Genomic DNA, 25,851 nt, shown 5'->3' with positions numbered 1-25,851 from the left:
ACACCATGAGCCACCCATCGTCGCGTCGCGCGCGTGCACCTCTGGCACTGAGCGCGGGCATCGCCGCCGTCGCGCTCGCCCTCACCGGCTGCAGCGGTACGCCGGAGGCGACCACGCCCGATGAACCCGTCGAGCTGCGCATGACGGTCTGGACCGCGGATGAGACGCAGCTCGCGCTCTTCCAGGAGATCGCCGATGCGTACGTCGACGAGCACCCCGAGCTCGTCTCCGACGTCTCCTTCGAGGCGATCCCCTTCGCCGAGTACACGACGACCCTCACCACGCAGCTCGCCGGCGGCAACGCCCCCGACCTGGGCTGGATCCTCGAGAGCTACGCTCCCGAATTCGTCGAGAGCGGGGCGCTGGCCGACCTCGCACCGACGCTGTCGGAAGCCGAGGGCTACGACTACGACGACCTGCTGCCGTCGTCGCTGTCGCTGTGGCAGAAGGACGACGGGCTGTACGCCTATCCGTTCTCGAACAGCCCGTTCGCGATCTTCGTCAACACCGACCAGCTCGCCGCCGCCGGTCAGCCGAACCCGGCCGATCTCGAGGCGTCGGGCGACTGGACCTTCGATGCCGCTCGTGACCTGTCGGCCGCGGCCGCGGCGACATCCGGCAAGCAGGGCCTCGTCGTGCGCGACTTCGACTACAAGGCCTGGGAGAACCTGTCGACCATCTGGAACGGCTGGGAGGCCGCGCCGTGGTCGGAGGACGGCACGACGTGCACCCTCACCGATCCCGAGATGGTCGAGGCGATGACCTGGATCCACGACGCCATCTTCACGGATGCCGCGATGCCCGGCCCGGGCACGACGGCGGACTTCTTCGCCGGGGAGGCTGCGATGACCGTGACGCAGATCAGTCGCGCCTCTGCGCTCGACGGCTCGTTCCAGTGGGACATCCTTCCGCTCCCTGCTGGGCCGGCCGGACAGCAGAACGTGATCGGCCAGGCCGGCATCGGCGTCTTCGCGAACGCGGAGCACCCGGCCGTCGCGGCCGACTTCCTCGCGTTCTTCACGAATCCCGAGAACGCCGAGAAGCTCGCCGCCTACTTCCCGCCGCCGCGCGAGTCGCTCCTGAACGCCGAGACGCTGGGCGCCGCCAACCCGAAGCTCAGCGAAGCGCAGTTGCAGGCCGTCGTGGTCGACGGCATCCAGGGTGCCGTGACGAAGCCGACGCACGTCAACTTCGCCAAGCTGCAGGACACGGTGCGGGCAGAGCTCGACGCGCTGTGGACCGCGGACGCCGACGCCGAAGCCGTGCTCGCCGACACCTGCTCGACGATCGCACCACTGCTGGAGGGCTGAGGCAGCATGGTTGACGCTGCCGTCGTCGCGACGGCCGAGACCGCGGAGCGGAAGGGGCGAACTGTTCGCCCTCGCCGCTCCGCGGTGGCACGGCGCGACTGGGTCGTCGGGTACACGATGGTCGCCCCTGCGGTGCTCGGCGCGCTCGTGTTCGTGATCGCACCCCTGATCGCCGTGTTCTGGTTCTCACTGCACGAGTGGAACGTGCTCGCGAACACGTTCCAGTTCACCGGCGCCGACAACTACGAACGGATGCTGGCCGACGATGGCCTGCACGACTCGCTGCTCGCGAGCCTGTGGTTCTCGATCGGGCTCGTGGTGTTCAACATCACGCTCGCGCTCGTGCTGGCGGTGCTGCTGAACCAGAAGCTGCCGGGCACGACGACATTCCGCACCTTCTTCTTCTCGCCGGTCGTGGTCTCGCTCGTGGCATGGACGATCATCTGGAGCTTCCTGCTGCAGGCCGACGGCGGCATCAACGGATTCCTCGCGCTCATCGGCATCGAAGGGCCGAACTGGCTGCGCGGCGACTTCACCGCGATGCTCTCGGTGATCATCGTGCAGGTGTTCAAGAACGTCGGGCTCAACATGATCCTGTTCCTCGCCGCGCTGCAGGGCGTGCCCGAGGAGATCATGGAGGCGGCCCGCATCGACGGCGCCGGCGCGTGGCGGCGCTTCCGGTCGATCGTGCTGCCGCTGATCAGTCCGACCGTGCTGCTCGTGTCGATCCTCACGATCGTCGGGTCACTCGAGGTGTTCGCACAGATCGCGGTGCTCACCGGCGGCGGACCAGGCAACTCGACGACCGTGCTCGTCTACTACCTGTACCAGCAGGCGTTCCGCTTCAACGACTTCGGCTACGCGAGTGCGATCTCGGTGCTGCTGTTCATCATCGTGCTCGTCCTCACCCTGATCCAATGGCAGACGCGAAAGAGGTGGGTCTTCCATGAGAATTGACGCTCCGATGGCTCCGACCGAGCCCACGGCCGACAGCGCCGCAGACTCCACGGCCGGCACGACCGCAATCGCCACAGGCTCCCCCACGCCGCCCCGGCGGTCGCGGGCCGGTTCCTCCCGTGCGAAGCGACGCTGGGTCTCGGCGGGGCTCGTCGCCCTGCTCGCCGTGATCAGCATCCCGTTCATCTTCCCGACGCTGTGGATGGCGACGTCGAGCCTGAAGCCGATGAGCGAGATCCTGCAGAAGGTGCCGACGCTCTGGCCGGCGAACCCGACGTTCGAGGCCTACGGCGAGGTGTTCGCGCTGCAGCCATTCGCCCAGCAGTACTGGAACAGCCTCTACATCGCGGCGATCGTCACGGTGGGCACCATGCTGGTCGCGGCGATGGCCGGGTACGCCTTCGCTCGCATCCGGTTTCCGGGCGCGAACGCCCTGTTCCTCGTCGTGCTGGTCGGCCTCCTGGTGCCGTCGGAAGTGACGATCGTGCCGCTGTTCCGGCTCGTCAACGGCCTCGGGCTCATCGACACGCACTGGCCGCTCGTCGTCATTCCGATCTTCGGCGCACCTGCGGTGCTGTCGATCTTCATCATGCGGCAGTTCTTCCTGGGCCTGCCGACCGAGCTCGAGGAGGCCGGTCGCATGGACGGCCTCGGCCGCTGGGGCATCTTCTGGCGCGTCGCCCTTCCGCTGTCGCAACCGGCGCTCGCGGCCGTGGCGATCTTCACCTTCCTGAAGTCGTGGAACCTCTACCTCGAACCGATCGTCTACCTCTCGAGCAAAGACATGTTCACGCTTCCGCAGGCGCTCACGCAGTACGTCGACGCCTACGGCGGGCCCATGTGGAACGTGCAGCTGGCCGCGACCACGCTGACCGTGCTGCCGGTGCTCGCGGTCTTCCTCGTCGCGCAGCGCCAGTTCGTGCAAGGACTCGCGCACACGGGGCTGAAGGGCTGAGAGCGTCGCCGTCAGGGCACGGATCGACTCGTCTGGAGCGACGGCCGCCCCTTGCCGCGGAACTCGAGGAGCTGCTCGATCGTCGCTCCGAGCGCCAGAACGTCGCGGTCGCTCCCGGGCAGGCCGGTCAATTCGAGCCCGACCGGCAGACCGGTCGACGACAGGCCCGCCGGGAGGGTGAGCGCCGGCAACCCGGCTGCGGGAGCAAGCGCGGTGTTCCGTCCGAATGCCGCGAAGAACGACACCCGTTCACCGTCGACGACGACCTCGTGTTCCTCACCGATGGGCGGTGGCGGCGCCGCGACGGATGGGAAGACGAGCATCTCGATCCGGTGCCCGGCGAAGTACTCTCGGACCGAGTCCCGCAGTTGCCGCTGCACCACGAGCATCGCATCGTATGCCTCGTGGGGTGGGCGGCCGGGATGCATGGCGACGTCGGTGAAGAACTCGCGCTGCCCGTCGGCCATCTGCCCCACCAGTTCGTCGAAACCCACATCGACGGCGAACGCGTCGAGGTATCGCCGGATGCTCGGCATCGCTTCGAACAGCATGATCGCCGCCGCGACATCGAACGCGGCCTGCATGGTGCTCGGTATCTCGGCGCGGACGACCACTGCACCGGCCGCCTCGAGACGGTGGATCGCGTCGTCGGCGACGGAGCCCACGGTCGACTCCAGACCGCTCCAGTAGAACGGCGGCGCGGCGATGCGGACCCCGGCGAGGGAGCGCTTCGGGAGTTGCGGTTCGCCGTGCGAGAAGACGCTGTCGATCAGCGCGATGTCCTCGACTCGACGGGCGAGCGGACCGAGCTGGTCGAGTCGGTCGTCGGTGAGGCCGAACGACCCCGAGTTCGGGTATCTCCCGTAGCTCGGTCGAAAGCCGACCACTCCGCAGAACGCCGCGGGGATCCTGATCGAGCCCAGCGTGTCGGCGCCGATCGCCAGCGGTGCGAGGCGCGCCGCGACCGCCGCAGCGGAGCCGCCGCTGCTGCCCCCGGGTACGAGGTCGTGCTGGTACGGGTTCCGCACGGGCCCGAAGGTGCCGTTGTTGCTGGTCCAGCCGAATGACAGTTCCGTCAGGTTCGTCTTGCCCATGACGATGCCGCCGGCCTCGACGATCCCCCGAACGATGTCGGCATCCTCGGCGGGTCGGTGTCCGATCATCGACCGCGTGCCGTTCGTCGTCGGGTAGTCGCGGGTGTGGATGCTGTCTTTCACCGAAATCGGCAGCCCGTGCAGGGTCCCGAGCGACGCACCGGAATTCCGGCGCCGGTCGGCCGATCGCGCGGCGCGCAACACCTCCTCGCCATCGAGGGTGATGAAGGCGTTGAGGTCGGCGCTCGCCTCGCACGCCTCGAGCAACGCGGTGGCATAGCTCACCGCTCGGAGCTCTCCGTCGCGCATCGCACGCACCGCGGCTGCCGCGGAGAGCTCCGCGAACGGGTTTCGCCGGTCCATCGGGCTCATGCGCGGCTCACCCCTTGTTCTCGGCGAGCCAGGCGTCGGCCTCGGCGAGCACCTCGTCGCGGTCCCAGTCGTTGATCTGCCCGAGCAGGTCGGTTCGAAGGAGCGCCTGCAGGTCGACCGGCCCGGCGAGGCTCCCGGTTTCGATCAGGAGGTCTTGCGCATTCGCCCAGCGCTCGACCTTGATCTCACCGAAGTTGACGCCGTCATACGGTGTCAGGGTCTCGGCGAGGCCCTCGAGCAGGAACTCCGCCACCTCGGGTTCGCGCCACTGCTCCGGCGCCACCTTCTGGGTCACGATGGCTGCGATCTCCGGCCGTTCGAGGGCGACGAACGTGCCCTTCGCCAGGGCACGGAAGAACGCGACGAGGTCCTCGTCAGACTCGAGGTCCGCAGCTCGAACGATGTAGCCGCCCACCGGCAGCCCTTCGAGTCCCTCCGGGATGATGTTCACCACGTCGAGGCCGGCATCACCGAACGCGGCGAAATCGGCGATCGTGCCGGTATACGCCGCGATCCGTCCCGAGCTCAGCGATTCCGCAACGGATGACCCGCCGGGTCCGACCATGATGGGGTCGACGTCGTCGATGCTCAGACCGACCTCTTTCAATGCCGAGGCGAGCAGCGCCAAGTCCTGATCCGGCGACGCCAACCCGATGCTCTCTCCTTCGAGCTGCGAGAGGTCGGTGATGCCGCTGTCTTCCGGCACGACGATTCCGAAGATGAATCCGCTGCCTCCGGTGCGTTCGTCGTAGGGCAGTGCCAGTTCTTCCGTCTTGGATGCCGCGGCGAGCGCGTCGCTCGCCGAGATCATGCCGATGTCGGCGTTTCCGTTCTGCACGAGACCGGCGACCGGGATCGAGTCGGACAGCGCCACCCGCTCGACGCTGATGCCCTCCTCCTCGTAGAAGCCGAGCTCGTTCGCGACGACTTCGTTGAAGGTGAAGAGGGAGTCGGGCGCCGGTGTCGCGACGACGATCGTGCGGGAACCGCCCTCGGCCTCGCCCGGCGCCGGGCTCGCGCAGCCGCTCAGCATCACCAGGCTCAGCACGATGACCGCGGCGCGGGTCACCGTTCGCCGGTGCATTCGATTCGTGGGCGCAGTCATTCGATTCGTGTTCACAGTGTCGCCTCCGACGTTGTTGGGAGATCTCGTGATGATGGAATGTGGTTCGAGGACGCTTCGACCGGGGCCTTCTGCAGCCGTCGTTCGAAGCGACGAGCGCGCATGCGCGATCGCCGGGCGAGTTGCGTCTCGTCTCGCCAGAACACCACGACACGGTCGGCTGCCCCGACTGCGCCGTAGAGCGCCAACCCGATGACGGTGAGCACCACGATGACCGCGAATGCGTCGTCGAGATTGAGTTGGTAGCTGAATCGCTGCACGAGCAGGCCGAGGCCGCGTTGGGCCGAGACGAATTCAGCGACGATCGAGCCCGCGAGTGCGAGGGTGAGCCCGATCCGCAACCCGGCGAAGATCATCGGGGCAGCGGTCGGGAGCAGCACGTGCACGAAGGTCTTCGCTTTGCTCGCTCCGAGTGAGCGGAAGAGCTCCTCCTGTTGCGGGTCGGGCATCAAGAGCCCGGTCAGCGTGTTGACGAAGATCGGGAAGAACGCGATGAGGCCCGCCACGACGATCTTCGATTCGAAGCCGAACCCGAGGGCGGAGACGATGATCGGCGCGAGCGAGAGCATCGGGAGCACCTGGAGCGTCACCGCGTACGGCTGGATCATGCTGCGCAGCAGTTTCGACCAGCCGGCCGCGAGGGCCATCGAGATCGCGAGCATCGCCGCGAACGCGAATCCGGCGAAGGTCTCGTAGAGCGTCGCCCAGAAGTGCTCCCAGATCATGCCGGTCGCGAAGAGTTCGTAGGTCGAGACGACCACCGCCCATGGTCGCGGCAGAATCAGGTCGCTGATCCATCCCTGTGACACGGCCAGGTCCCATGCGACCACCACGACCACGAACAGGGCGAGCGGTGCCGCCCACCCGGCGCGCGGCGCACGCGGCCGGCGCCGTGTCGGTTGGACCGCGCCGACTGCAGCGGTGGCGGTCGCGTTGTCGTTACTCATCGGCGTTCATCTCTCCGTCGAGGTGACCGAACAGGCTGGTGCGGGCGGCGAATGCGATGGACTGGAACTCGGGCGTCTGCAGCAGACCTGAGTTGCGTGGTCGCGGCAGCGGCACAGCCAGGTCGGCGACGATTCGGCCGGGTCCGGCTGCCATGACGATGATGCGGTCCGAGAGCAGCACCGCTTCGGAGATGCTGTGGGTGACCAGCACGGTCGTGGTGGCGCCCATGCCGTGGACGTTCAGGAGTTCGATGTTCAGTCGCTCACGGGTGAGCTCGTCGACCGCGCCGAACGGCTCGTCGAGCAGGCGAACGGATGCGCCGGTCATCATGAGTCGCGCAAGGGCGACGCGCTGCTGCATCCCGCCCGAGAGCTGGCTCGGGAATCGGTACGCGAATCCGTCGAGGCCGAAGAGCTGGAGCAGTCGCAGGCCCTCCCGGATGTCGCCGCTCGTGATTCGGCGGGCCACGGCGACGGGAACGAGCACGTTCTCGAGTGCGGTCTTCCACTCGAGCAGCGCGGGCTTCTGGAACATCAGGCCGATGTCTCGACGCGGGCCAGAGACCAGCGCCCCTCGCACCTCGATCGTTCCGCTTGCTGCGGTCAGGCCGGCCATGACGCGAAGCAGCGTCGACTTGCCGCAGCCGCTCGGCCCGACGATGGAGACGAACTCTCCGGCCGCGACGTCGAGCTCGATGTCGGCAAGGGCATGGAACCCGCTGTCGAAGACCTTGCCGACGTCGGCGAGGTGAATCGCCGGATGGGCGGCGTGGCCGGATGCGGGGTCGACTCCGCCGCTGGCACGGCGGGTTCGTGCGGACATGATCATGGCGCTCCGTCTCCGGGCTCATCGGCCGCCGCGTTGCGGGCGATGGGTCGATCGTAAGTTCGACCACAGAGGCATGCAAATGCATTCTTGCTACTCCCGGATTTACCCAGACGCAATCAATGCGCCACACCCGGGTGATCGTCGAATGCGTTCAAGTAAATCCACCGATAGCGAAACTGCATTTGATGAAAGCCAGCGCCGTTCGTACGGTGTGAAGACACGAGGCAATCGAGAGGAAGCATCATCATGACGTCGGATGAAACTGTGCGGTACACGCGAAGCGGCGCGCTCGCGCTCATCGAACTGAACCGCGAAGGGGTCGCCAATGCCATCGACCCCGACACCCTCGACGCGCTGGCGGCAGCGTTCCACACGGCCGAGTACGACCGGGACGTCCGGGTGCTGGTGCTCTCCGGCGCAGGCCGCGACTTCTCGGTCGGCTTGGATCCGCAGTCCTTCCTGCCCATGCTGAGGGAGCGGATGTACACGGCAGACGGTCGAGGCCGGATCAACCCGTTCGGCACCTCGACGAGACTGTCGAAACCCCTCGTCGTCGCCGTGCAGGGCAAGGTCGGCGCGATGGCGCACGAGCTGATGCTCGCAGCCGACATCCGGATCGCCGCCGACGACGCCACCTTCAGCCAGGGCGAAGTCAGCAGGGGCACCACCCCGGCCGGTGGCGCCGGCATCCGGATGCCACTCGACGTCGGCTGGGCGAATGCGATGCGGTGGATCCTCACCGGAGACGAGTGGGATGCCGCGGAGGCGCTGCGCCTCGGCCTGGTGCAAGAGGTGGTCGCGCCCGGAACGCAGTTGACGAGAGCCATCGAGCTGGCCGAGCGCATTGCGCAGCATCCGCCGCTCGCCGTGAGGGAGACGCTGCGCCTCGCCCACCGCGCATGGGACGGCCACGCGCACGCGGTCTACGCCGACCTGATTCCCGCCCTGTACCAGCTCATGTCATCTCGCGATTTCGGAGAACGACTCGCCGCCCTCCGACAGGAGCGCGCTCCCGAGTACACGGGCTCGTAGGGCACGGATGCGTCGGCCAGGAGGAACGCGAGGGCGTGCCTCCTGGCCGACGCAGTTCATTCGAGCCCGAGATCCTCGATCTGCGAACCGAGCGACAAGAGGGCGTCGTCCGCGAAGAAGCCGCCCTCGAACGTCATCCCGATCGGAAGCCCGGTGCGGCTCCTCCCGGCCGGAAGCGTCAGCATCGGTACGCCCGCGACGGTGCCCGGCGCGGTGTTCCGGGTGACCGTTGCGAACACCGGCGCCTCCACGCCGTTGAGTTCGACGAACTCGTCTTCGCCGATGCGCGGTGGCAGCACCGCGCAGCTCGGCCCGACGAGCGCATCGGCGCCGGATTCCTCGAATGCCGCGGCATATCGCCGACGCAGATCCCACCTGACGGCGCGAGCCGCCTCGTACGCCTCGACGGACAGCGGATTCGTCGCGATCATCTCGGCGAGACCGCGCACGTCGGCCGACGCGATCTTGAGGACCAGGTCGGCGAACCGCACGTGGGCGTGGGCCAGCTCACCGGCCCTCGCGGCGATGAGGCGTTCCGCCTCGTACAGCACGAGTTCGATGCCCGCGCCGCCGCCCGAGGCGAGGTCGTCGGGGATGTGCACGTCGATCACGGTGGCGCCGGCCTCGCTCAACCGCTCGAGCATTCGGTCCCCGGCTTCGGCGATGTCGGGGTCGATGTCGGCGAACCTCGACCGCAGGATCCCGATCCGAGCCTGGTGCAGCGGGCGATCCGGTGCGCTCGGCGAGCGGGAGATGATCCGGTCGAGATGGCGTACGTCTGCCACGGTGCGGGCGTGAAGACCTGGGGTGTCGCGCGTCGTCGACAGGTTGACGAGCCCGTCGACGGGATACCGTCCGGTCGATGGGCGAAAGCCGACGATCCCACAGAACGCGGATGGGATCGTGACCGACCCACCGGTATCGGTGCCGACGGCGAACGGCACCACACCGAGCGCGACGGCTGCAGCGCTTCCGCCGCTCGAGCCGCCCGCCGACCGAGTGAGGTCGAACGGATTGCGCACCGGGCCGAAGGCGGCGTTGTTCGACGTGATGCCGAACGCCAGCTCGTGCATGTTCGTCTTGCCCACCACGACCGCCCCGGCATCGCGGAGCACGCTGACGATGCCGGCGTCGACCTCGGCGGGCGGCCCGTCGAACAGCGGGCTTCCCGCCGTCGTCGGCACGCCCGCGACATCGATGTTGTCCTTCACCGCGAAGGGGAGGCCCGACAGCTCGCCGTGGAGGGCCTCGGGCGGGGCATCGACGACGGCGATGAATGCGCCGTGGGTCTCGGATGCCTGTCGTGCCGCACGGATTGCGGTCGGGACGGCGCGCGCACGCACCTCCCCCGATGCATCCGCCCAACCCGAGACCGACGAGCCGTCGTGCGTCACCGGTGCGCTCACGACACGATGGCGACGGCGAACGGGGCGAATCCACGCGACCGCATGACGTCGGGCACCAGCAGCATCACCGACTCCGGCCCCCGCGCCGAGCGGATGTCGCCGAGGTCGAGGATCTGCTCGTCACCCCAGCCGAGGTCGCGCAGCAGCGCGCTCGTCGCCTCTTTCGCACCGGCGTCGTCGCCGGAGATGAACACCGTTGCCGGATGCGCCAGGCTCGACGGAGCCGCCATGACCATGAACAGCATGGTGTTCAGCGTCTTCACGACCCGGGTGCCCGGGAGCGCGTGCTGCAGCGACTCGGCCAGGCTGCCGTTCGGGTAGACGAGTCCGCCCGGCTGACCCTCGGCGCCACGCTCGACGGCATTCGACACGTCGATGAGCAGCTTGTCGTCGAGCAGTTCGCGCACCTCGCTCAACCTGGCGACGGTGGAGTTGCCGGGTGTCGCGTTGATGACGATCGTCGCCGCACGCAGGGCGCCGGGAACGGTGTCGAACGCGACCTCCGCTCCCTCCCAGGCCGTTTCGGCCTCGTGCGGCGATCGACTGCCGACGATCACCTCGTGTCCGGCGGAGGTGAGCCCTCCGGCGAGCGCCTTCGCGACGCGACCCGATCCCAGGATTGCAATGGAACTCATGTGCTGTCTCCTCGTTCTTCGATGGAACTGCTTCAGGTGATCTTCGAGAGTGTCGCGACCGCTTCGGCGTGGAGTCCGGGCGTCGAAGCGAGGAAGTCCTCGCTGTCGAGCGTCCACGGTCGCCCGCGCGTGTCGGTGACCTCGCCACCGGCCTCGGCGACGAGCAGGGCGCCGGCGAGCAGGCCGGAACGCACTTGGCTGAACTGCCAGAACGCCTCCATGCGGCCGGATGCGACGTGGATGAGCTGCAGCGTAGCGGGCACCGAGACCCGAATCACGAGTGCCGCGTTCAGCATCGCCGTCGCGGATGCGCCGATGCGCTCGTAGGTGAGCGCCGACTCCCCCGGGCGCGCCTGGCCGGTGCCGACCAGGGCACCGTCGAGACGCGTCTTCCCCGAAGGGTGGATCGGGACGTCGTCGAGGAAGGCGCCGCCGCCCCGGACCGCATGGTACGTGTTGCCGGTCAACGGCATGTGCACGGCGGTGAGCACCGGCACGTTGTCGCGCACCAGGGTGGCGGTCACCCCCCAGTCGGGCATGCCGTGAACGTGGTTGATGTTGCCTTCGACCGGATCCGCCACCCACCATTCGCCGTCTGGGAGGGGACCGCTCTCGAGCTCGTCCTCGACCCAGCCGGCGGCCGGGCGAATCGCGTTCAGATGCGGGCGAAGCACCGCCAGGGACTCGAAGTCGTTGGCATGGATCGCGGCGACGACCTCGTCTCGCGTCGTGTACTCCGGCCGCGGAGAGAAGATCTCGAGCATCCGGACGCCTGCCGCTCGTACGGCGTCGATGACCTGGCGGACCATGATCTGGTCGTCGGCGACCAGTGGATTCGGTCCGCCGACGGCGGGGTGAACGAGTTCACGAGGCTCTGATGTCACGGTTGCTCTCTCTCGGCTCTGTGGGCGCTCCGCCCCGACTGGCTGCCTCGACGTTAAGGACTCGAGAGGAGTGACGTCAAATGCATTGTCGACAGATATCGATTTACTCGGACGCAATCAATGTCGCGCGCTCATATGCGTGGCGCATAATCCCATCCGCGCTAGATTTACTCTCGTGCAACTCGACCTCAACTTGCTGATTGCCCTCGATGCGCTCCTCGAAGAGGGCGGGGTGACCGCAGCAGCCGACCGCCTCAATCTCTCGGCGCCGGCGATGAGCCGAACGCTCGGCAGAATCCGACGGGCGACCGGTGACGGCATTCTCGTGCGCACCGGCCGAACCATGACCCCCACTCCGCACGCGCTGGCGATGCGCAGCGATGTGCACGACCTCGTCCAGCGCGCGCAGGCACTGCTCGAACCGGAACGAGAGCTCGACCTGAGCACGCTGGCGCGCACCTTCACGCTGCGCGGACACGACGCGGTGACCGTTGCGATCGGGTCCGACCTCCTCCGAGTCGTGCAGCGCGAGGCGCCGGGGGTGGCGGTTCGCTTCCTCGCCGAATCGAGCGTCGATACGAACGACCTCCGGCATGGGCAGGTCGACCTCGAGATCAGCTCGACGAAACCCGAGCTCCCCGAGGTCAGCTACGAGACGATCGGCGCCGATCGCCTCGTCGCCGCGATGAGATCCGAGCATCCCCTCGCCGATCAAGACCTCACCGTCGCGCACTTCGCCGACGCCGCGCACGTGACGGTTTCTCGCCGCGGGCGCCTCGTCGACCCGATCGACGAGGCGCTCGGGCGACTCGGACATCGGCGCCGGGTGCTGGCGTCGGCGCCCACCAGCACGGCCGCGCTCTACTTCGCGTCGCAGAGCGACATCATCGTCGCGGTGCCCGAACACATGTGTCGACCGACGCTGCAGAACCTCAACCTCGTGACGCGACCGCTTCCGATCGAGACTCCCGTCGTCACGTTGTTCCTGGCCTGGCACCAGCGCTACAACAACGACAAGGCGCACCGGTGGCTGCGCCAGCGCGTCCGCAGCACCTTCAGCGGGATCTTCGGAGAATCGGATGCTGACGACGTCGGCGTGAGCGGCTCAGGCGAACAGCGCTGAGATTCGTGCATGCACCGGCTGCTCGAGCCGGAGTCCTGCGGCCTCGGTCACAGCACCCCACTGGGCGGACGTGCGCGGCGCGATGATCGGTGCCGTGACACCGGGGTGATCGCGGAGCCAGGCGAGGGCGAGGCCCGAAACGCTGACCCCGAGTTCGACCGCTACGTCGCGAAGCGCGGCAACGCGTTCGAGGTTCTCCGGCGTGTGGAAGCCCTTGTAGTACATGTTGCCCGCCACCGCAATCCGACTCCCCTCCTCGGGCGCTGCACCGTCGAGGTACCGCTCGGAGAGCACTCCACCGGCGAGCGGCGAGAATGGCGTGTAGCCGAGCCCCTCGGCTATGACGAGCGGCAGCACCTCCGCTTCGTCGCCCCGGTCGAGCAGGTTCAAACGGTTCTCCACAGACACCGGCCGGTGCAGCCCTCTCGCGTCAGCCGCCGCGAGGATGGCCTCGAGCTTCTCGGCTGAGATGTTGCTGACGCCGTAGGCGCCGATGCGCCCGGCAGCCTGCGCCTCACTGAACGTGGCGATGGTCTCCTCGATCGGCGTGACCGGGTCGGGCGCGTGAGACAGGTACAGGTCGACGCGACCGAGCCGCTCGAGGCTCTGGGCGAGCTGGCGTTCGATGTGCTCCCGGGTGAGATTCACGCCACGCGTGCCGTCGGCATGGCTGACGAGACCGACCTTGGTGGTGACGATGACCTCGGCGGGCTTGCGCTCCGCGAGCCATCGGCCGACGGCCTTCTCGCTCTCGCCGCCACCGTAGGCGTCGGCGGTGTCGACGATGTTGATGCCGAGCGCCCTGGCCTCGTCGAGCCGCTCCTGTCCTTCATCGGCGCTGAGCCCGAACCCTCGAGTCGCCGCCGACGTCCCGACACCGCCGATCGATCCCGCTCCGAACACGAACTCGCTGACCTGCAACCCCGATTGACCGAGTTGTACCTTTCGCATCGACTCGACGCTCCCTCTGTGTCGCGTGCGTCCCGCGGAGCACGATGGTCCGAGCATAGGAACGCGTTCACGTGACTACAAATGCATAATTCCGAAGCGAAAATTTACCCAGACGCAACGATGAGCCAATGGGGAGCCACCGCCCAGGCAGAACCGGGCAGGGCAGGGTGCCGGATGCTTCAGCGCGTGCGCCGACCCGGAATCAGCTCGCTTCGGGCATGAGGGGAATGTCTTCGGCCATGATGGTGAGGCCCCCGCCTTTGCCCGCGGAGTCGGCGAGCTTCTCGGCCCACTCCATGTTCAGCTTCAACTCGTGGCTGGATGCGTATTCGAAGCAGATCGACACGCCGTTGTCGATCCAGATCGCCCGGCGACCCTCACCCGAGGAGGGGTGCGCCTTCCAAGACATGAAGAAGTTCTCGCCCCGTCGGAGCTTCACTCCGATGATGAGCTGGAGATGGGCGAGCATGCGGTCGTCCATCTCGAAGATCTGGTTGGCGTAGTGCAGTTTTCCCACGGGTTCCTCCTCGTGTGCACACCGTAGCGCGAAGTCCGGCTCGCGAGCGAGCGCCGATTCCGGGGTTGCTCAGCGCGTCCGGCTCTGCTAATTCGCACCGCATCATCGAATCGGATCACAACAGGTCGAGCGGGTCCAACCACGACTGCGCCCGCGACGCCTGCTCGATCTCAGCGCCGGATGCCGCGGGTTCCTCGTCGACGTGCGTGATCTCGATGGACAAACTCATTCCCGGAGAGACGAGAATGCTCAACGCACGACCGGGCGTCGAAATGATCTCCACGAATCCACCGCCGGTGCGCACCTGTTCCGTGATCGTTCGCATCAGCGACTCGGCGTCGTTCTCGGGCGGAATGAAATGTTCCCGCCCGTCGATCCTGATCCTGGCCTGCAGCATGCTTCCCCCGCTCTGTCCTCACTGGCCAGTCTGTGCGTTCGAATCTCTGCCCACAACGCCTTGACCTTCGAGGCCGGGCGGTGGAAACATCCGCGCAGCGCGATCCGCCGATTTCTGCGGACTCGGCCGTCGCGCGCCGGAGCCATCGACGAGCTGGAGTTCAGACCGCGGTCGGGCACCCCAGGTTGTCGGCGACCGCCCGCATCGCCGCCTCGGCGAGCGCGACGGTCACGAGGCTGTTCCCTGCCACGATGTGCAGCCCGTAGGCGTCTTCGAGCGCGACGAGGTTCATCGCCAGTTGCTCGACCGGCATCGGCGGCGCGAAGACGCCCGCCTCGACGCCTCGTGAGATCACGCCCGCATACGTGGCGAGCTGGCGCCGATACATCCGCTCGACGAGTTCGTCGTGCAGTTCCGACGTTCCCGCGAGCACGTCGAACTCGTAGAGCAGGCGCATGAGTGCGTCATCCGGCCCGCTCGGCAGGCCCGCCCTGATGGCGGCGGCGAGCTGGTTCTGAGGCTCGGCGATCGTCGCGACCACGGCGTCTCGCCCGTCGCAGAAACGTTCGAGGCCGGCGCGATGCGCTTCGCGCAGCAGCGCGTCGAGGTCGTCGTAGTAGTAGAGGATCGCGCCGCGGGTGAGCCCGGCCTGCGTGGCGACATCCGCGAGTGACAGCGAACGCAGCCCGTGCTCCGAGACGGCGGCGAGCGCGGCCTCCACGAGGTCCGCCCGCCTGGCCTCCTGCTTCTTCGGTCGCGCCATTCCTTGACACTAGCGCAAAAGAATGACAGCATCGCCCCATTCCTTGACGCAGATGTCAAAGAATCTCGAACCCGAGATCTCCCCCGAGAACGGAAGACCGATGGACTCCAACGCAGCAGCCACCGAGCAGGCTCCGCCCACCCCCGCCGAGGTGCAGCGCGCCGAGCAACCGCGCCTCGCCCGCAGTCTCGGCGTCGGCGGCAACGTGCTCATCACCCTGTCGTCGATCTCGCCGGCCTCCAGCGTCTTCATCCTCGGCGGCGCGGCCCTCGCCACCTACGGCACCGGGGTGTTCTGGGCGTTCGTCATCGCCGGCGTCGTGAGCATCCTCATCGCCTTCTGCTACGCCGAACTCGCGAGCGCCTATCCGGTGTCGGGCGGTGACTACTCGCTCGTGACCCGCGCGCTCGGCCCGGCCTTCGGCGTCGCCACCTTCTTCATCAGCCTCGTCTCGCTGCCGCTCATCCTCGCCGTGTTCGGCCTCGGCGTCGCCGACTACCTCGGCGTCGCGATCGCCGGGCTCACGCCGCTCGGCACCGCCCTCGCCGTCGTCGCGCTGGCGACGGTCACGGCCTGCTTCAACATCCGCGCCAACGCCTGGCTCACCGGCGTGTTCCTCTTCATCGAGTTCGCCGCCCTCGCGCTGCTCGCGGTGCTCGGCTTCATCAGCATCGAGCGTTCGCCCCTCACGCTCCTGAGCCCCGAGTTCCTCGACCCGTCGACGAACGCCATGGCGCCGCTCGCCGTCGGCGGCCTGCTGCTCGCCGTGACGCAGGGCATCTTCGCCTACAACGGCTACGGCGGAGCGGTCTACTTCTCTGAGGAGACGAGGAACGCGACGCGCTCCATCGCCAAGGCCGTGATCCTCAGCTGCGTGATCACCGTCGTGGCCGAGGTCGTGCCGCTCACCGCCATCCTGCTCGGCGCCTCGAGCCTGCCCGGCCTGTTCGGCGCGGAGCTGCCGGTCGAGTCGTTCCTCGCCGAGCAGTCGGGCGACATCGTGAGCCTCGTCGTGCTGCTCGCGATCGCGCTGGCCATCATCAACGCGATCATCGCCATCGCCCTGCAGGCCGGCCGCCTGCTGTACACGGCCGCCCGTGACAACGCATTACCCGGTGCCCTGTCGCGCCCGCTCAGCCGAGTGAGTGCCGGCTCGCGCGTGCCGATCGTGGCGACCGCGACGATGGGAGGCATCGCCCTGGCGGCCTGCTCCATTCCCATGGACGTGCTGCTCACCGCGACCGGCTCGACGGTCGCCTTCAGCTATCTGTTCATCGCGCTCGCGGCGCTCGTCAACCACCGCCGCAAGGCCACGGCCGGCGCGTACCGCATGCCGTTGTTCCCGGTGCCGCCGGTCGTCGCGATGCTGGTCATCGCCGGCATCATCCTCAGCGCACTGCTCGACCCGGCGCAGTGGCTCAGCCTCGCCATCTCGCTCGGCATCGTCGCGGCCGGGTTCCTCTACTACTTCGCCTACCTGCGCCCGCGCTCGGGCACGCACCTCGTGCTGCTCGATGCCGAGGCGGAGACCGGCGCGGACAGCGGCGCTGCCGCCGCCACGACCATCGGAGAGCCCCGCGCATGATCGACCTGCTCCTCACCGGCGGCCTCGTTCGCACCTTCGACGACGCCCACCCCACCGCAGAGGCCGTCGGCACCACCGACGGACGCATCAGCTATGTCGGCGGTGCAGCGGATGCCCCGGCCGCACGCCAGACGGTCGAGCTCGAGGGCCGGCTGGTCACCCCCGGCATCATCGACAGCCACAACCACCTGCTGCTCGGCTTCGATGCCGATGCCGTTTCACTCGAGGGCGCCGAGTCGCTCGACGAGGTGCGCCGCCGCATCCGCAACCTTGCCGATGCCCGGCTCGACCTCGATTGGATCTGCGCCGAGAACGCCGTGTATTCGGTGGTTCCCGGACGCCGGCCACGCGCGGCCGATCTGGCGGGCGTCACCGATCGGCCCGTATTCGTCACCACCTACGACCAGCACTCCGTGTGGCTCAACGATGCGGCGGTGCGGGCTCTCGGCATCCGTCGTGCCGACAGCATCGCGTGGGGCAATCCCGAGATCGACCCCGCCACCGGCGAACCGACCGGCTGGGTGACCGACTTCTACACGAGCGCGATGACCACCGCAGGGCTCGCGGCGCTGCAACGCGACATCCCGATGTACTCCCCCGAGCGCCGCTACCGCAAGCTGCTCACGAGCCTTCGCATGGCGCGCGCCACCGGCATCACGACCGTCGTCGAACCGCAGGTACCGCTCGCGGAGATGAGCCTGCTCTTGCGCGCTCGCGACGAGGGCGAGCTCTCGAGCCGGGTCATCGCCGCGCTCTTCCACCCGATGGATGCGGATGCCGCGTTCCGCGCCGATCTGCGCGAGGCCGTCGACTCGGCTCCCGTCGACGAGCGACTGCGTTTCGGCCCGGTCAAGCTCTACGCCGACGACGTCATCGAGCCGCACACGGCGTGGATGCTCGACGAGTACGCCAATCGCCCGGGTCACCGCGGCCACCCGAGCGCGCCGCTCGGCGAACTCACCCGCATCGTGACGGAGCTCGACCGGCTGGGCTTCCAGACCCACACGCATGCCACGGGCGACGGCGGCATCCGCATCGCCCTCGACGCCATCGAGCACGCCGCCCGCACCAACGGCACCCGTGACCGCCGCCACGGCATCGTGCACGTCGAGTGCTTGCACCCCGACGACCTGACGCGCTTCGCCGCGCTCGGCGTGACGGCGGCGATGCAGCCCCGGCACTGCTCCCCCGACCTCGTCGGCGGCACCTGGATGGACAACGTCGGCGAAGAGCGCTGGAGCCGGGCCTGGCGGTTCCGATCGCTCGCCGAGTCGGGCGCGCACGTGGCGCTCTCGAGCGACTGGCAGGTCGGCGAGATGGACCCGCTCGTCGGCTTCTACTCGGCGATGACCCGGGCGGGCCTCGACGGCTCGTCATCATGGACGTCGGCCGAGCGGATGTCGCTCGACCAGGCACTGCGCGGCTACACCGCCGAGGGCGCCTGGGCGTGGCATGCCGAAGACTCGCTGGGCATGCTTCGCGTCGGCGCTCGCGCGGATCTCGTGACCTGGTCGTCGAACCTCTACGACCTCGAAGCCGAGCCCGCGCGACTCCTCGGCGAGCGCGCGGACCTCACGATCGTCGGCGGCGAGGTCGTGCACGACGCGGCGCATGCCGCCGCGCTGCCCGAGGCGCCGCCCGCGGGCACGCATCACTGCTCGGCGGCGTAGCGACAGACGGAGAACAGTTCACGCACCAATGCCCGCGAGCCGCATGGTCTCGCCGGCCCGCGCCGCGAACGCCGTGGCACTCGCCGTGATCGTGTGCCGCATGACCTCGACCGCGGCGGTCGGAGCGACGTCGGCGGGCCGGGCGACGCTGATCGTTCGCGCGAGCGTCGGCGCGCCCAAGCGCACCGATCGCAGCCCGGGCCGATCGATGAGCACCATCGCCGGCACGATGGCGACGCCGAGCCCGCGCTCCACGAATCGCAGCGCGGCATCCATCTCCACGCCCTCGAGCACGACCTCGGGGGTGAGCTCCGCCGCCCGGAACGCGGCGTCGGTCGCGCTGCGCAGGTCGTAGCTCGGGCTCAAGACGATCTGCGGCAACGCCGCGACATCCGCGAGCCCGATGGTGTCACCACGAACGACGGGCGGCACGCTGGCCGACGAGATCACGACGAGCTCTTCGACCAGCAGCGGGGTCACGGTGAAGCGGTCAGCGGATGTCGCATCCGACGTGGTGATCAAGGCGAGATCGAGCTCGCCGCTCGCGAGTTCGTCGAGCAGCCGGCGCGAGCCCTGCTCGGAGAGGTGCAGTTCGATGCCCGGATACTCCGCGTGGAACGTGCTGAGCACCTCGGCGACGAGACTGATGCAGAGGGTGGGCGTGGCGCCGAGCCGCACCCGGCCGCGCTCGAGGCCGGCGAGTTCGGCGAGCTCCCGCCGCACTGATTCGGCGTCGGCGAGCATACGGCGCGCGAGCGGCAGCAGCGATTCACCCGCGACCGTCAGCGTGCTGCCCCCGCGTGCGCGGTGGAACAGTTCGGCGCCGAGGTCGTGCTCGAGCGCGGCGATCTGTCGGCTCAACGAGGGCTGCGCGAGGTAGAGCTCTTCGGCGGCTCGGGTGAAGTTGCCGAACCGTGCCACCTCGACGAAGCTGCGGAGTTGTTCGAGGTTCATGTCGATAGCGTACGCGCATCGTCGTCACGCTATATATGCATTGGAGTAATCGCAGTCGTGAACCTAGCGTTGAACGCATGACCACTTCAGAGCGCCAGATCTCCACGACCGTCCTCGTGATCGGCACCGGCGGGTCAGGCCTGCGCGCCGCCATCGAGCTCGCCGAGGCTGGCGTCGACGTGCTCGCCCTGGGCAAGCGCCCGAAGTCCGATGCCCACACCTCGCTCGCGGCCGGGGGCATCAACGCGGCGCTCTCGACCATGGATGCCGACGACAGCTGGCAGCAGCACGCCGCCGACACGCTGAAGGAGAGCTACCTGCTCGCCAACCCGCACACGGTCGAGATCGTCACCTCGGGCGCGGCCCGCGGCATCGAAGACCTCGAGCGCTACGGCATGCCCTTCGCCCGCGAAGACGACGGCCGCATCTCGCAGCGCTTCTTCGGCGCCCACACCTACCGCCGCACGGCGTTCGCGGGCGACTACACCGGGCTCGAGATCCAGCGCACGCTCATCAACCGGGCTGCGCAGCTGAACGTGCCGATCCTCGACACCGTCTACGTCACGCGCATCCTCGTCAACGACGACGGCGCGGTGTTCGGCGCCTACGGCTTCGACCTCGAGGATGGCACCCACTACCTCATCCACGCCGACGCGGTCATCCTCGCGGCCGGCGGCCACAACCGCATCTGGCGGCGCACCTCGTCGCGGCGCGACGAGAACACGGGCGACTCGTTCCGGCTCGCCGTCGAGGCCGGCGGCCGGCTGCGCGACCCCGAACTCGTGCAGTTCCACCCCTCGGGCATCATCGAGCCAGAGAGCGCCGCGGGCACGCTCATCAGCGAAGCCGCACGCGGTGAAGGCGGCATCCTCACCAATGGTCTCGGCGAGCGCTTCATGGCCAAGTACGACCCCGAGCGGCTCGAACTCTCCACGCGCGACCGCGTGGCGCTCGCCTGCTACACCGAGATCAAGGAGGGTCGCGGCACCCCCAACGGCGGTGTCTGGCTGGATGTCTCGCACCTGCCCCGCGAGACGATCATGACCCGTCTCCCCCGCGTGTACCAGACCATGCTCGAGCTGCAGATGCTCGACATCACGAAGCAGCCGATCGAGATCGCGCCGACCGCGCACTACTCGATGGGCGGCGTGTGGGTGCGCCCCGACGACCACGGCACGGATGTCCCCGGCCTCTACGCCATCGGCGAGGCATCCTCCGGCCTGCACGGCGCGAACCGCCTGGGCGGCAACTCGCTCATCGAACTGCTCGTCTTCGGACGCATCGTGGGCCAGGCCGCCGCGGCCTACTCGGCGTCGCTCGCCGCGCAGACACGCTCGGCCGCCGCGGTGCAGACCGCGCGCGACGAGATCGCGGGGCTGCTCGCCTCCGACGGCACCGAGAACGTGCGCGCCCTGCAGCGCGCCATCCGCGACACCATGACCGAGCACGCCGGCGTGGTGCGCGACGAAGCAGGCCTCCTCGCCGGACTCGCGGAGCTCGACGCGATCGAGGCCCGCATGGCCGACATCGGCGTGCACCCCGACATCGCCGGGTACCAGGACCTGGCCCACGCCTTCGACCTCAAGTCGGCCGCCCTCGCCGCGCGCGCCACCCTCGAGGCAGCGCTCGAACGGCGCGAGACCCGCGGATGCCACAACCGCAGCGACCACCCCGAGACGGATGCCTCGCTGCAGGTGAACCTCGTCTGGTCGCCCACGGCGGGCGTGACGCGTGAGGAGATCCCGCCGATCCCGGCGGAGATCGCCGCCCTCATGCGCGAGGTGTCGGTCGCCGGCAAGCTCGTCGAGTAGATGGGCCGGCCGACACGGCGAGGAGACCGCTTCGCCTGCGTCAGGTCGCCGCTGCGCCCGTGAGCGCACTGAGCACGGCATCGATCGTCGCGGCGGCGGCATCGCGCCACGGAACCCCATCGAGCAGGTCGTCGGTGGCGAGCGCGGCGACGCCGTGCACCGCGGCGAACACGACGAGCGACTGGCGTTCGACGTCTCCGGGTCGAACCTCGCCTCGAGACTGTGCTGCGCGAACGAGTTCGACCACGACGGTCATGCTCGCGCGGCTGAACCCGCGGAGTTCGGCCGACGCGTCGGGATGATGCTTCGCCTTGTACATGAGGTCGAGGATCGCGGGGTGCTCGACTGCGAATCCGATGTAGGCGAGGCCGGCACCGCGCACTTGCTCGGGAAACGTCGTCTCGCTCGCAACAGCCGCGGCGAGCGCTTCGTTCATGCGCACGAAGCCCGCCACCGCGATCGCGTCGAGCAGGGCGGTGCGGTCGGCGAAATGCCGAGCCGACGCCCCGTGGCTCACGCCGACATCGCGGGCGAGTTGCCGCAGCGACAGGACATCGAGGCCGTCACTGTCGATCGTCACCCATGCGCGCTCCAGCAGCGCCTGGCGCAGGTTGCCGTGATGGTAGGCGCGTTCGGTCACCCCTGCACCCTACCTCAAAGTAGACATTGACAACAATGCTGTCACTGTCTACATTTGCACTCATGACCACAGACTTCAGCGGAACCACTGCCCTCATCACCGGTGCGAGTTCGGGCCTCGGAGCCGAGTTCGCAATCGGACTCGCTCGTCGCGGCGCCGACGTCGTGCTCGTCGCCCGCCGAGAAGGGCGACTGCGCGAACTGGCCGCGAACATCGAGCGCCAGCACGGCGTACGCGCGACGCCCATCGTGCTCGACCTCGCCCGGCACGATGCCCACACAGCGCTGCGCGACGCCCTCGACGAACGGGGCATTCGCATCCAGACCCTCGTCAACAACGCCGGCTTCGGGGTCAAGGGCGCGTTCGTCGACGCGGTTCCTGCCCGCATCGCCGAGATGGTGCAGCTCAACGTCGCCTCCGTCGTGGCGATCACGCAGGAGTTCCTGCCCGATCTCGTGCACGAGGGGCGAGGGGCCCTGGTGAACATCGCGAGCGTTGCGGCCTACCAGCCCTGCCCCGACATGGCGGTGTACGGGGCATCCAAGTCGTTCGTACTGAACTTCACCGAGGCGCTCGCCTACGAGACCCGCGCGTCGGGGTTGCAGGTGCTCGCCGTCAGCCCGGGCGCGACGCGTACCGAGTTCTTCGACGTCGTCGGCACCGAGAACGCCGCCGTCGGCCGCTTCCAGACGCCCGAGCAGGTCGTGGGCCTCGCGCTCCGCCGCCTCGACCGTCGCCGTCGGGTCGCGAGCGTCGTCTCCGGCCGCACCAATGCGCTCACCAGCGCGCTCGTGCGACTCATGCCGCGGGGTCTCGCGCTGGCGGTCAGCGGCCGGGTGCTTGCGGAGCCGGCTCGGTGAGCCTCGCCGTCCTGACGACGCTCGTCGTCGTCGCCGCGTTCGACCCAGCTCGCCAGGGCCCCATCTGATCGGCGAGACGGCGAAGGGTGGATGCCTCGCGGCATCCACCCTTCGTTCGCGGCGCGCGTGCGATCAGTACTTCGAGATCGTGATGTAGCCCGGCGATCCCGCGGCCGGCTTCTCGACGTAGCATCCGGCGTCGTATGCGGCCTGCCAGGCGACGTTCTTCGTCGCACCGGAGCCCGGGTAGGCGAAGTTGACCTGGCCCGCGTACGCGCAGAGCATGTTCCACGTGTTGCGACCGACGATCCCGTCGGACGTCAGATACACCCACGACTGGAATCGGCGCACCTCCGCCAGGGTCTTGGGGCCGAAGCCGTTGTCGACGGCCAGCACTGAGCCGCCGTATCTCGGGGCGAGCGCGTTCAGCATCCGCTGGATCTGTGCGATGCACGTCGCGTATCCGCCGTTCGAGTACTCGTACGCGGTGCACCCCTTGCCGGTCGCCGTGCTGTACGCGTTCGCCGCGGTCGTCGGTGCGACGGCGCAGAGCCCGGCGATCGCGACCGCCAGAACGCCCCCGGCGATCCCCCTTTTGAGTTTCTTCATCAGTGATCTCCCCGTTCTCGGGCGCCGAAGCGGCGGCCGGTGTGGTCTGCGCCCCTGTCGCGCACACCGATCACACCACGCACCGCGGCATCCGGAGAATGGGGAGCACTCCCCATCGGCCCGCGCGCAGAGGGGGCATCGCGGTTCAACACGACGACAGGCCGGATGCCTCGAAGCATCCGCCCCCTTCGTAGACTCGATGTGCGGGCCTGATCTCTGCGACACCGCCACGACCTGCACGAAAGGCGCGAAGTGCTGACCGACACCGCACGGGAGTTCCTCTCGGAGTACCACCTCGCCACGCTCTCGACGCTCGGTCGCGACGGGCGCATCCACTCGGTGCCGGTCGGCATGACCTACCTCGACGGCATCGTCCGCGTCATCGGCAGCCGCGGCTCGCAGAAGTTCGTGAACGCCGAGCGCAGCGGGCGCGCCAGCGTCAACACCCTCGATGGGCGGCGCTGGATCAGCTTCGAAGGTCCGGCTCGCATTCGCACCGATGCCGAATCGGTCGCCCTCGCCGTCGAGCTCTATGCCGCACGCTACCGGCAGCCCCGCGTGAATCCGCAGCGGGTCGTGCTCGAGCTCACGGTCGAACGCGTGCTGGGCTCAGCGGGCATGCGCGCGAGCGACGCCTGATTCGGATGCCTCGCTGTCGGTCGTGCGGCATAGGCTCGCTCCCATGGCCACCCTCGATGACCTGCGCCGTACCGCCGGCGCGCTGCCGGGCAGCGAGGAGCGTGCCACCACGGGCGGCGCGGCGTGGTTCGTTCGCGGCAAGCTGTTCGCGTGGGAGTGCCACCCGTGGCCGAGCATCCCCGAAGACCTGCGCGAGATCATCGCGGCCGAGCTCGTCGTCGGGGTGAAGGTCGCCGACCCCGTCGAGGCGCTCGCCCTTCGCGAGATGGCGCCCGAGGTGTTCCTGGGCACCACGACCCGCTGGGGCGAACCGAAGGTCGCGTTCCGCATGGAGGGCATCGACGACGACCATCTCGCCGAGTTGGTCACAGAGGCGTGGCGTGTGCAGGCGCCGAAGTACCTGCGGCGCGACTTCGACGACGCCGTCGGATAGCGTTCCCCCCGAGGCATCCGGCCGTCGTTCCGTGCACGTAGCCTGTAGGGCATGCACGGCCTCCGCCCATTGAGCACCCCGTTGATCTGTCGGCCCCCTCGGCGAGCGCTCGCAGCATGACGGGTTCGCAACGACGCCGCGCGGCGCGCGATGCAGCGATCTACGGCTGGCGCACCTCGGGCAAACCGGGCGTGACGGGCGTGCTCGAGCGCGTCGGGCACTCGCGGTGGGTTCCCGAATTGCTCCTGCAGCTCTTCACGCTGATGGCGGTGATGATCGTCGCTGCGAGTTGGCTCGTGCCGGCCATCATGGTGGGGGCCGCCCTCGGCTGGGACGCCACCATCGAGGGCGGACCGGCACGCGCCGCCAACCTCTCGGGGCCCGCATGGATGTACGGCCTGTTCGGCCTCGCATTCGCGGCGATCGCCGTGGGAGCGGTTCCCTACATCGTGCGCGAGACGCGCAAGCACCGCCGACCTGTAGCCGTGTTGACACTCGCGCCCGAATACCTGACCGTGCACACGCTCCGCGACGTCAAGCACGGCGCCGGTGTTCGAAGGCCGCACATCAGAGAGGCCGCCACGGTGTTCGAATGGCGCGACGTCGAGCGCGTCGAGCCGAGCCGCGACCCCGATGACGAACGACCGACGTTGACCGTTCGTCGCTCGGCGGCCGAGCACGTCGGAGTGCCGTTCGGCCCGGGCGACGCGACCACGATCCGCATTCGCGGCGACGCTCGCGACGTGACGGTGCTCGAGCATTTCGTGGCGAAGCCTCGCCAGCGGCCGCAGCTCGGGTCAGCAGAGTCGCTCCGACTCGCGCAGCGACTGTCGACGATTCGATAGGCGCGGCGAGCGGGTCACGCAGCTAGTCTTGCGCTCATGTCGGACCTTCCCGCGGATCCTGCTCCTCGACGCGCCCGGCCAGACGATGCCGAGACGGTGGCGCAGTTGTTGCACGACTTCAACACCGAATTCGATACGCCGACCCCGGGCACGGCCGTTCTGACCGAACGCCTGCAGTCACTGCTCGCCGAGCCGAGCACGATCGCGTACCTCGCGGGCGAGCCGGCCGCGGGCGTCGCGCTTGTGACATTGCGAAGCAACGTCTGGTACCACGGCCCGGTGGCCCTGCTCGACGAGCTCTATGTCGCACCTGAGCAACGAGGTCGCGGTCTTGGAGCGGCGATGATCCACCTGCTGGTCGCCGACTCCGAAGCGCAGGGCGTCTCGGCGATCGAGATCAACGTCGACGCTGAGGATGTCGATGCGCAGCGCTTCTACGAGCGCCACGGGTTCAACGGCGTCGACCCCGACAGCGGCGAGCGCGCGTTCTACTACTTCCTCGAGCTGTAG

General features: G+C 68.6%; 26 protein-coding genes. 13 read left to right on the top strand and 13 right to left on the bottom strand.

What is annotated here, in order from left to right:
- Positions 1–5 precede the first annotated feature (5 nt).
- Genes AC6CH0_RS08220 through AC6CH0_RS08210 form a run of 3 tightly spaced genes read left to right on the top strand, consistent with a single transcriptional unit; the run spans position 6 to position 3,222 of the window.
- Positions 6–1,310 (top strand): ABC transporter substrate-binding protein, encoded by a 1,305-nt coding sequence (locus AC6CH0_RS08220; RefSeq protein WP_498099573.1) that lies wholly within the window; start codon positions 6–8, stop codon positions 1,308–1,310.
- Positions 1,311–1,316: 6 nt separating this feature from the next.
- Positions 1,317–2,267: a carbohydrate ABC transporter permease gene (locus AC6CH0_RS08215; RefSeq protein ID WP_498099570.1), complete on the top strand. Its 951-nt coding sequence runs from the start codon at positions 1,317–1,319 to the stop codon at positions 2,265–2,267.
- Entirely contained in the window at positions 2,257–3,222 is a 966-nt protein-coding gene (locus tag AC6CH0_RS08210) for a carbohydrate ABC transporter permease (protein WP_498099568.1), read from the top strand. The genes AC6CH0_RS08215 and AC6CH0_RS08210 overlap by 11 nt, the downstream gene beginning before the upstream one ends.
- Before the next feature lie 11 nt (positions 3,223–3,233).
- Here the strand turns inward: AC6CH0_RS08210 and AC6CH0_RS08205 are convergent, their stop codons facing one another.
- The 4 genes from AC6CH0_RS08205 to AC6CH0_RS08190 are packed head-to-tail and all read right to left on the bottom strand — an operon-like array spanning position 3,234 to position 7,581.
- On the bottom strand, positions 3,234–4,688 hold the full coding sequence (locus AC6CH0_RS08205; RefSeq protein ID WP_498099566.1) for an amidase family protein: 1,455 nt from the start codon (positions 4,686–4,688) through the stop codon (positions 3,234–3,236).
- Positions 4,689–4,695: 7 nt separating this feature from the next.
- Complete coding sequence (locus AC6CH0_RS08200) at positions 4,696–5,757, bottom strand: ABC transporter substrate-binding protein (protein ID WP_498099564.1); 1,062 nt, start codon at positions 5,755–5,757, stop codon at positions 4,696–4,698.
- Between the two features lie 47 nt (positions 5,758–5,804).
- Positions 5,805–6,758: an ABC transporter permease gene (locus AC6CH0_RS08195; protein ID WP_498099562.1), complete on the bottom strand. Its 954-nt coding sequence runs from the start codon at positions 6,756–6,758 to the stop codon at positions 5,805–5,807.
- Positions 6,751–7,581: an ABC transporter ATP-binding protein gene (locus tag AC6CH0_RS08190; protein WP_498099560.1), complete on the bottom strand. Its 831-nt coding sequence runs from the start codon at positions 7,579–7,581 to the stop codon at positions 6,751–6,753. Before AC6CH0_RS08190 ends, AC6CH0_RS08195 begins: the two co-directional genes overlap by 8 nt.
- Positions 7,582–7,833: 252 nt before the next feature.
- On the opposite strand from AC6CH0_RS08190, the gene AC6CH0_RS08185 reads away from it, so the two are divergent.
- Positions 7,834–8,619 carry an enoyl-CoA hydratase-related protein gene (locus AC6CH0_RS08185; RefSeq protein ID WP_498099558.1) on the top strand — a complete coding sequence of 262 codons (786 nt, stop codon included), beginning with the start codon at positions 7,834–7,836 and terminating at the stop codon, positions 8,617–8,619.
- A 56-nt stretch (positions 8,620–8,675) separates the two neighbouring features.
- On the opposite strand, the gene AC6CH0_RS08180 is transcribed toward AC6CH0_RS08185, so the two are convergent.
- From AC6CH0_RS08180 to AC6CH0_RS08170, 3 genes are read right to left on the bottom strand one after another with little or no spacing between them, the layout of a single operon-like run.
- Positions 8,676–10,025: an amidase family protein gene (locus AC6CH0_RS08180; RefSeq protein WP_498099556.1), complete on the bottom strand. Its 1,350-nt coding sequence runs from the start codon at positions 10,023–10,025 to the stop codon at positions 8,676–8,678.
- Positions 10,022–10,660 (bottom strand): NADPH-dependent F420 reductase, encoded by a 639-nt coding sequence (locus AC6CH0_RS08175; protein WP_498099554.1) that lies wholly within the window; start codon positions 10,658–10,660, stop codon positions 10,022–10,024. Before AC6CH0_RS08175 ends, AC6CH0_RS08180 begins: the two co-directional genes overlap by 4 nt.
- A gap of 32 nt (positions 10,661–10,692) precedes the next feature.
- Positions 10,693–11,544: an inositol monophosphatase family protein gene (locus AC6CH0_RS08170; protein ID WP_498099552.1), complete on the bottom strand. Its 852-nt coding sequence runs from the start codon at positions 11,542–11,544 to the stop codon at positions 10,693–10,695.
- A gap of 175 nt (positions 11,545–11,719) precedes the next feature.
- Between AC6CH0_RS08170 and AC6CH0_RS08165 the strand changes: the two genes are divergently transcribed.
- Positions 11,720–12,667, top strand: a complete 948-nt coding sequence (locus AC6CH0_RS08165; protein ID WP_498099550.1) for a LysR family transcriptional regulator — start codon at positions 11,720–11,722, stop codon at positions 12,665–12,667.
- Here the strand turns inward: AC6CH0_RS08165 and AC6CH0_RS08160 are convergent.
- From AC6CH0_RS08160 to AC6CH0_RS08150, 3 genes are all read right to left on the bottom strand, one after another.
- Positions 12,650–13,618, bottom strand: coding sequence for an aldo/keto reductase (locus AC6CH0_RS08160; RefSeq protein WP_498099548.1), 969 nt, complete (start codon positions 13,616–13,618; stop codon positions 12,650–12,652). The genes AC6CH0_RS08165 and AC6CH0_RS08160 overlap by 18 nt on opposite strands.
- Positions 13,619–13,820: 202 nt before the next feature.
- On the bottom strand, positions 13,821–14,135 hold the full coding sequence (locus tag AC6CH0_RS08155; protein ID WP_498099546.1) for a DUF7882 family protein: 315 nt from the start codon (positions 14,133–14,135) through the stop codon (positions 13,821–13,823).
- A gap of 557 nt (positions 14,136–14,692) precedes the next feature.
- Positions 14,693–15,295, bottom strand: a complete 603-nt coding sequence (locus AC6CH0_RS08150) for a TetR/AcrR family transcriptional regulator (RefSeq protein WP_498099544.1) — start codon at positions 15,293–15,295, stop codon at positions 14,693–14,695.
- 52 nt (positions 15,296–15,347) lie between these two features.
- Between AC6CH0_RS08150 and AC6CH0_RS08145 the strand changes: the two genes are divergently transcribed.
- Positions 15,348–16,880, top strand: a complete 1,533-nt coding sequence (locus AC6CH0_RS08145; protein ID WP_498099542.1) for an APC family permease — start codon at positions 15,348–15,350, stop codon at positions 16,878–16,880.
- The gene (locus tag AC6CH0_RS08140) at positions 16,877–18,550 is read left to right on the top strand and encodes an amidohydrolase (protein ID WP_498099540.1); all 1,674 of its coding nucleotides are present in this window, start codon (positions 16,877–16,879) and stop codon (positions 18,548–18,550) included. The genes AC6CH0_RS08145 and AC6CH0_RS08140 overlap by 4 nt, the downstream gene beginning before the upstream one ends.
- A gap of 18 nt (positions 18,551–18,568) precedes the next feature.
- On the opposite strand, the gene AC6CH0_RS08135 is transcribed toward AC6CH0_RS08140, so the two are convergent.
- On the bottom strand, positions 18,569–19,504 hold the full coding sequence (locus AC6CH0_RS08135) for a LysR family transcriptional regulator (RefSeq protein WP_498099538.1): 936 nt from the start codon (positions 19,502–19,504) through the stop codon (positions 18,569–18,571).
- A gap of 77 nt (positions 19,505–19,581) precedes the next feature.
- On the opposite strand from AC6CH0_RS08135, the gene AC6CH0_RS08130 reads away from it, so the two are divergent.
- On the top strand, positions 19,582–21,315 hold the full coding sequence (locus AC6CH0_RS08130) for an L-aspartate oxidase (RefSeq protein WP_498099536.1): 1,734 nt from the start codon (positions 19,582–19,584) through the stop codon (positions 21,313–21,315).
- A gap of 40 nt (positions 21,316–21,355) precedes the next feature.
- Here the strand turns inward: AC6CH0_RS08130 and AC6CH0_RS08125 are convergent, their stop codons facing one another.
- A complete protein-coding gene (locus AC6CH0_RS08125) occupies positions 21,356–21,955 on the bottom strand; it encodes a TetR/AcrR family transcriptional regulator (RefSeq protein ID WP_498099534.1) in 600 nt (199 codons plus the stop codon).
- Positions 21,956–22,017: 62 nt separating this feature from the next.
- Between AC6CH0_RS08125 and AC6CH0_RS08120 the strand changes: the two genes are divergently transcribed.
- Complete coding sequence (locus AC6CH0_RS08120; RefSeq protein WP_498099532.1) at positions 22,018–22,815, top strand: SDR family NAD(P)-dependent oxidoreductase; 798 nt, start codon at positions 22,018–22,020, stop codon at positions 22,813–22,815.
- A gap of 132 nt (positions 22,816–22,947) precedes the next feature.
- Here AC6CH0_RS08120 and AC6CH0_RS08115 read toward each other — a convergent pair whose 3' ends face one another.
- Entirely contained in the window at positions 22,948–23,424 is a 477-nt protein-coding gene (locus AC6CH0_RS08115) for a peptidoglycan-binding domain-containing protein (protein ID WP_498099530.1), read from the bottom strand.
- Positions 23,425–23,676: 252 nt separating this feature from the next.
- On the opposite strand from AC6CH0_RS08115, the gene AC6CH0_RS08110 reads away from it, so the two are divergent.
- The 4 genes from AC6CH0_RS08110 (at position 23,677) to AC6CH0_RS08095 (ending at position 25,851) form a co-directional block, all read left to right on the top strand.
- On the top strand, positions 23,677–24,063 hold the full coding sequence (locus tag AC6CH0_RS08110) for a PPOX class F420-dependent oxidoreductase (protein WP_498099528.1): 387 nt from the start codon (positions 23,677–23,679) through the stop codon (positions 24,061–24,063).
- A 43-nt stretch (positions 24,064–24,106) separates the two neighbouring features.
- Positions 24,107–24,496, top strand: coding sequence for an MmcQ/YjbR family DNA-binding protein (locus tag AC6CH0_RS08105; protein WP_498099526.1), 390 nt, complete (start codon positions 24,107–24,109; stop codon positions 24,494–24,496).
- Positions 24,497–24,612: 116 nt separating this feature from the next.
- Positions 24,613–25,341 (top strand): hypothetical protein, encoded by a 729-nt coding sequence (locus AC6CH0_RS08100; protein ID WP_498099524.1) that lies wholly within the window; start codon positions 24,613–24,615, stop codon positions 25,339–25,341.
- A 36-nt stretch (positions 25,342–25,377) separates the two neighbouring features.
- Positions 25,378–25,851 (top strand): GNAT family N-acetyltransferase, encoded by a 474-nt coding sequence (locus AC6CH0_RS08095; RefSeq protein WP_498099522.1) that lies wholly within the window; start codon positions 25,378–25,380, stop codon positions 25,849–25,851.

This window comes from Agromyces sp. GQ35, assembly GCF_059758475.1.
This window is presented reverse-complemented; position numbering and strand designations above follow the sequence as displayed.

Bases quoted from the DNA above. Each gene is read 5' to 3' on its own strand.
- AC6CH0_RS08120 (WP_498099532.1), top strand. From the start codon at position 22,018: ATGACCACAGACTTCAGCGGAACCACTGCCCTCATCACCGGTGCGAGT.
- AC6CH0_RS08160 (WP_498099548.1), bottom strand. From the start codon at position 13,618: ATGCGAAAGGTACAACTCGGTCAATCGGGGTTGCAGGTCAGCGAGTTC.
- AC6CH0_RS08150 (WP_498099544.1), bottom strand. From the start codon at position 15,295: ATGGCGCGACCGAAGAAGCAGGAGGCCAGGCGGGCGGACCTCGTGGAG.
- AC6CH0_RS08130 (WP_498099536.1), top strand. From the start codon at position 19,582: ATGACCACTTCAGAGCGCCAGATCTCCACGACCGTCCTCGTGATCGGC.
- AC6CH0_RS08205 (WP_498099566.1), bottom strand. From the start codon at position 4,688: ATGAGCCCGATGGACCGGCGAAACCCGTTCGCGGAGCTCTCCGCGGCA.
- AC6CH0_RS08210 (WP_498099568.1), top strand. From the start codon at position 2,257: ATGAGAATTGACGCTCCGATGGCTCCGACCGAGCCCACGGCCGACAGC.
- AC6CH0_RS08100 (WP_498099524.1), top strand. From the start codon at position 24,613: ATGACGGGTTCGCAACGACGCCGCGCGGCGCGCGATGCAGCGATCTAC.
- AC6CH0_RS08105 (WP_498099526.1), top strand. From the start codon at position 24,107: ATGGCCACCCTCGATGACCTGCGCCGTACCGCCGGCGCGCTGCCGGGC.
- AC6CH0_RS08220 (WP_498099573.1), top strand. From the start codon at position 6: ATGAGCCACCCATCGTCGCGTCGCGCGCGTGCACCTCTGGCACTGAGC.
- AC6CH0_RS08190 (WP_498099560.1), bottom strand. From the start codon at position 7,581: ATGTCCGCACGAACCCGCCGTGCCAGCGGCGGAGTCGACCCCGCATCC.
- AC6CH0_RS08095 (WP_498099522.1), top strand. From the start codon at position 25,378: ATGTCGGACCTTCCCGCGGATCCTGCTCCTCGACGCGCCCGGCCAGAC.
- AC6CH0_RS08195 (WP_498099562.1), bottom strand. From the start codon at position 6,758: ATGAGTAACGACAACGCGACCGCCACCGCTGCAGTCGGCGCGGTCCAA.
- AC6CH0_RS08175 (WP_498099554.1), bottom strand. From the start codon at position 10,660: ATGAGTTCCATTGCAATCCTGGGATCGGGTCGCGTCGCGAAGGCGCTC.
- AC6CH0_RS08185 (WP_498099558.1), top strand. From the start codon at position 7,834: ATGACGTCGGATGAAACTGTGCGGTACACGCGAAGCGGCGCGCTCGCG.
- AC6CH0_RS08135 (WP_498099538.1), bottom strand. From the start codon at position 19,504: ATGAACCTCGAACAACTCCGCAGCTTCGTCGAGGTGGCACGGTTCGGC.
- AC6CH0_RS08215 (WP_498099570.1), top strand. From the start codon at position 1,317: ATGGTTGACGCTGCCGTCGTCGCGACGGCCGAGACCGCGGAGCGGAAG.
- AC6CH0_RS08145 (WP_498099542.1), top strand. From the start codon at position 15,348: ATGTCAAAGAATCTCGAACCCGAGATCTCCCCCGAGAACGGAAGACCG.
- AC6CH0_RS08140 (WP_498099540.1), top strand. From the start codon at position 16,877: ATGATCGACCTGCTCCTCACCGGCGGCCTCGTTCGCACCTTCGACGAC.
- AC6CH0_RS08115 (WP_498099530.1), bottom strand. From the start codon at position 23,424: ATGAAGAAACTCAAAAGGGGGATCGCCGGGGGCGTTCTGGCGGTCGCG.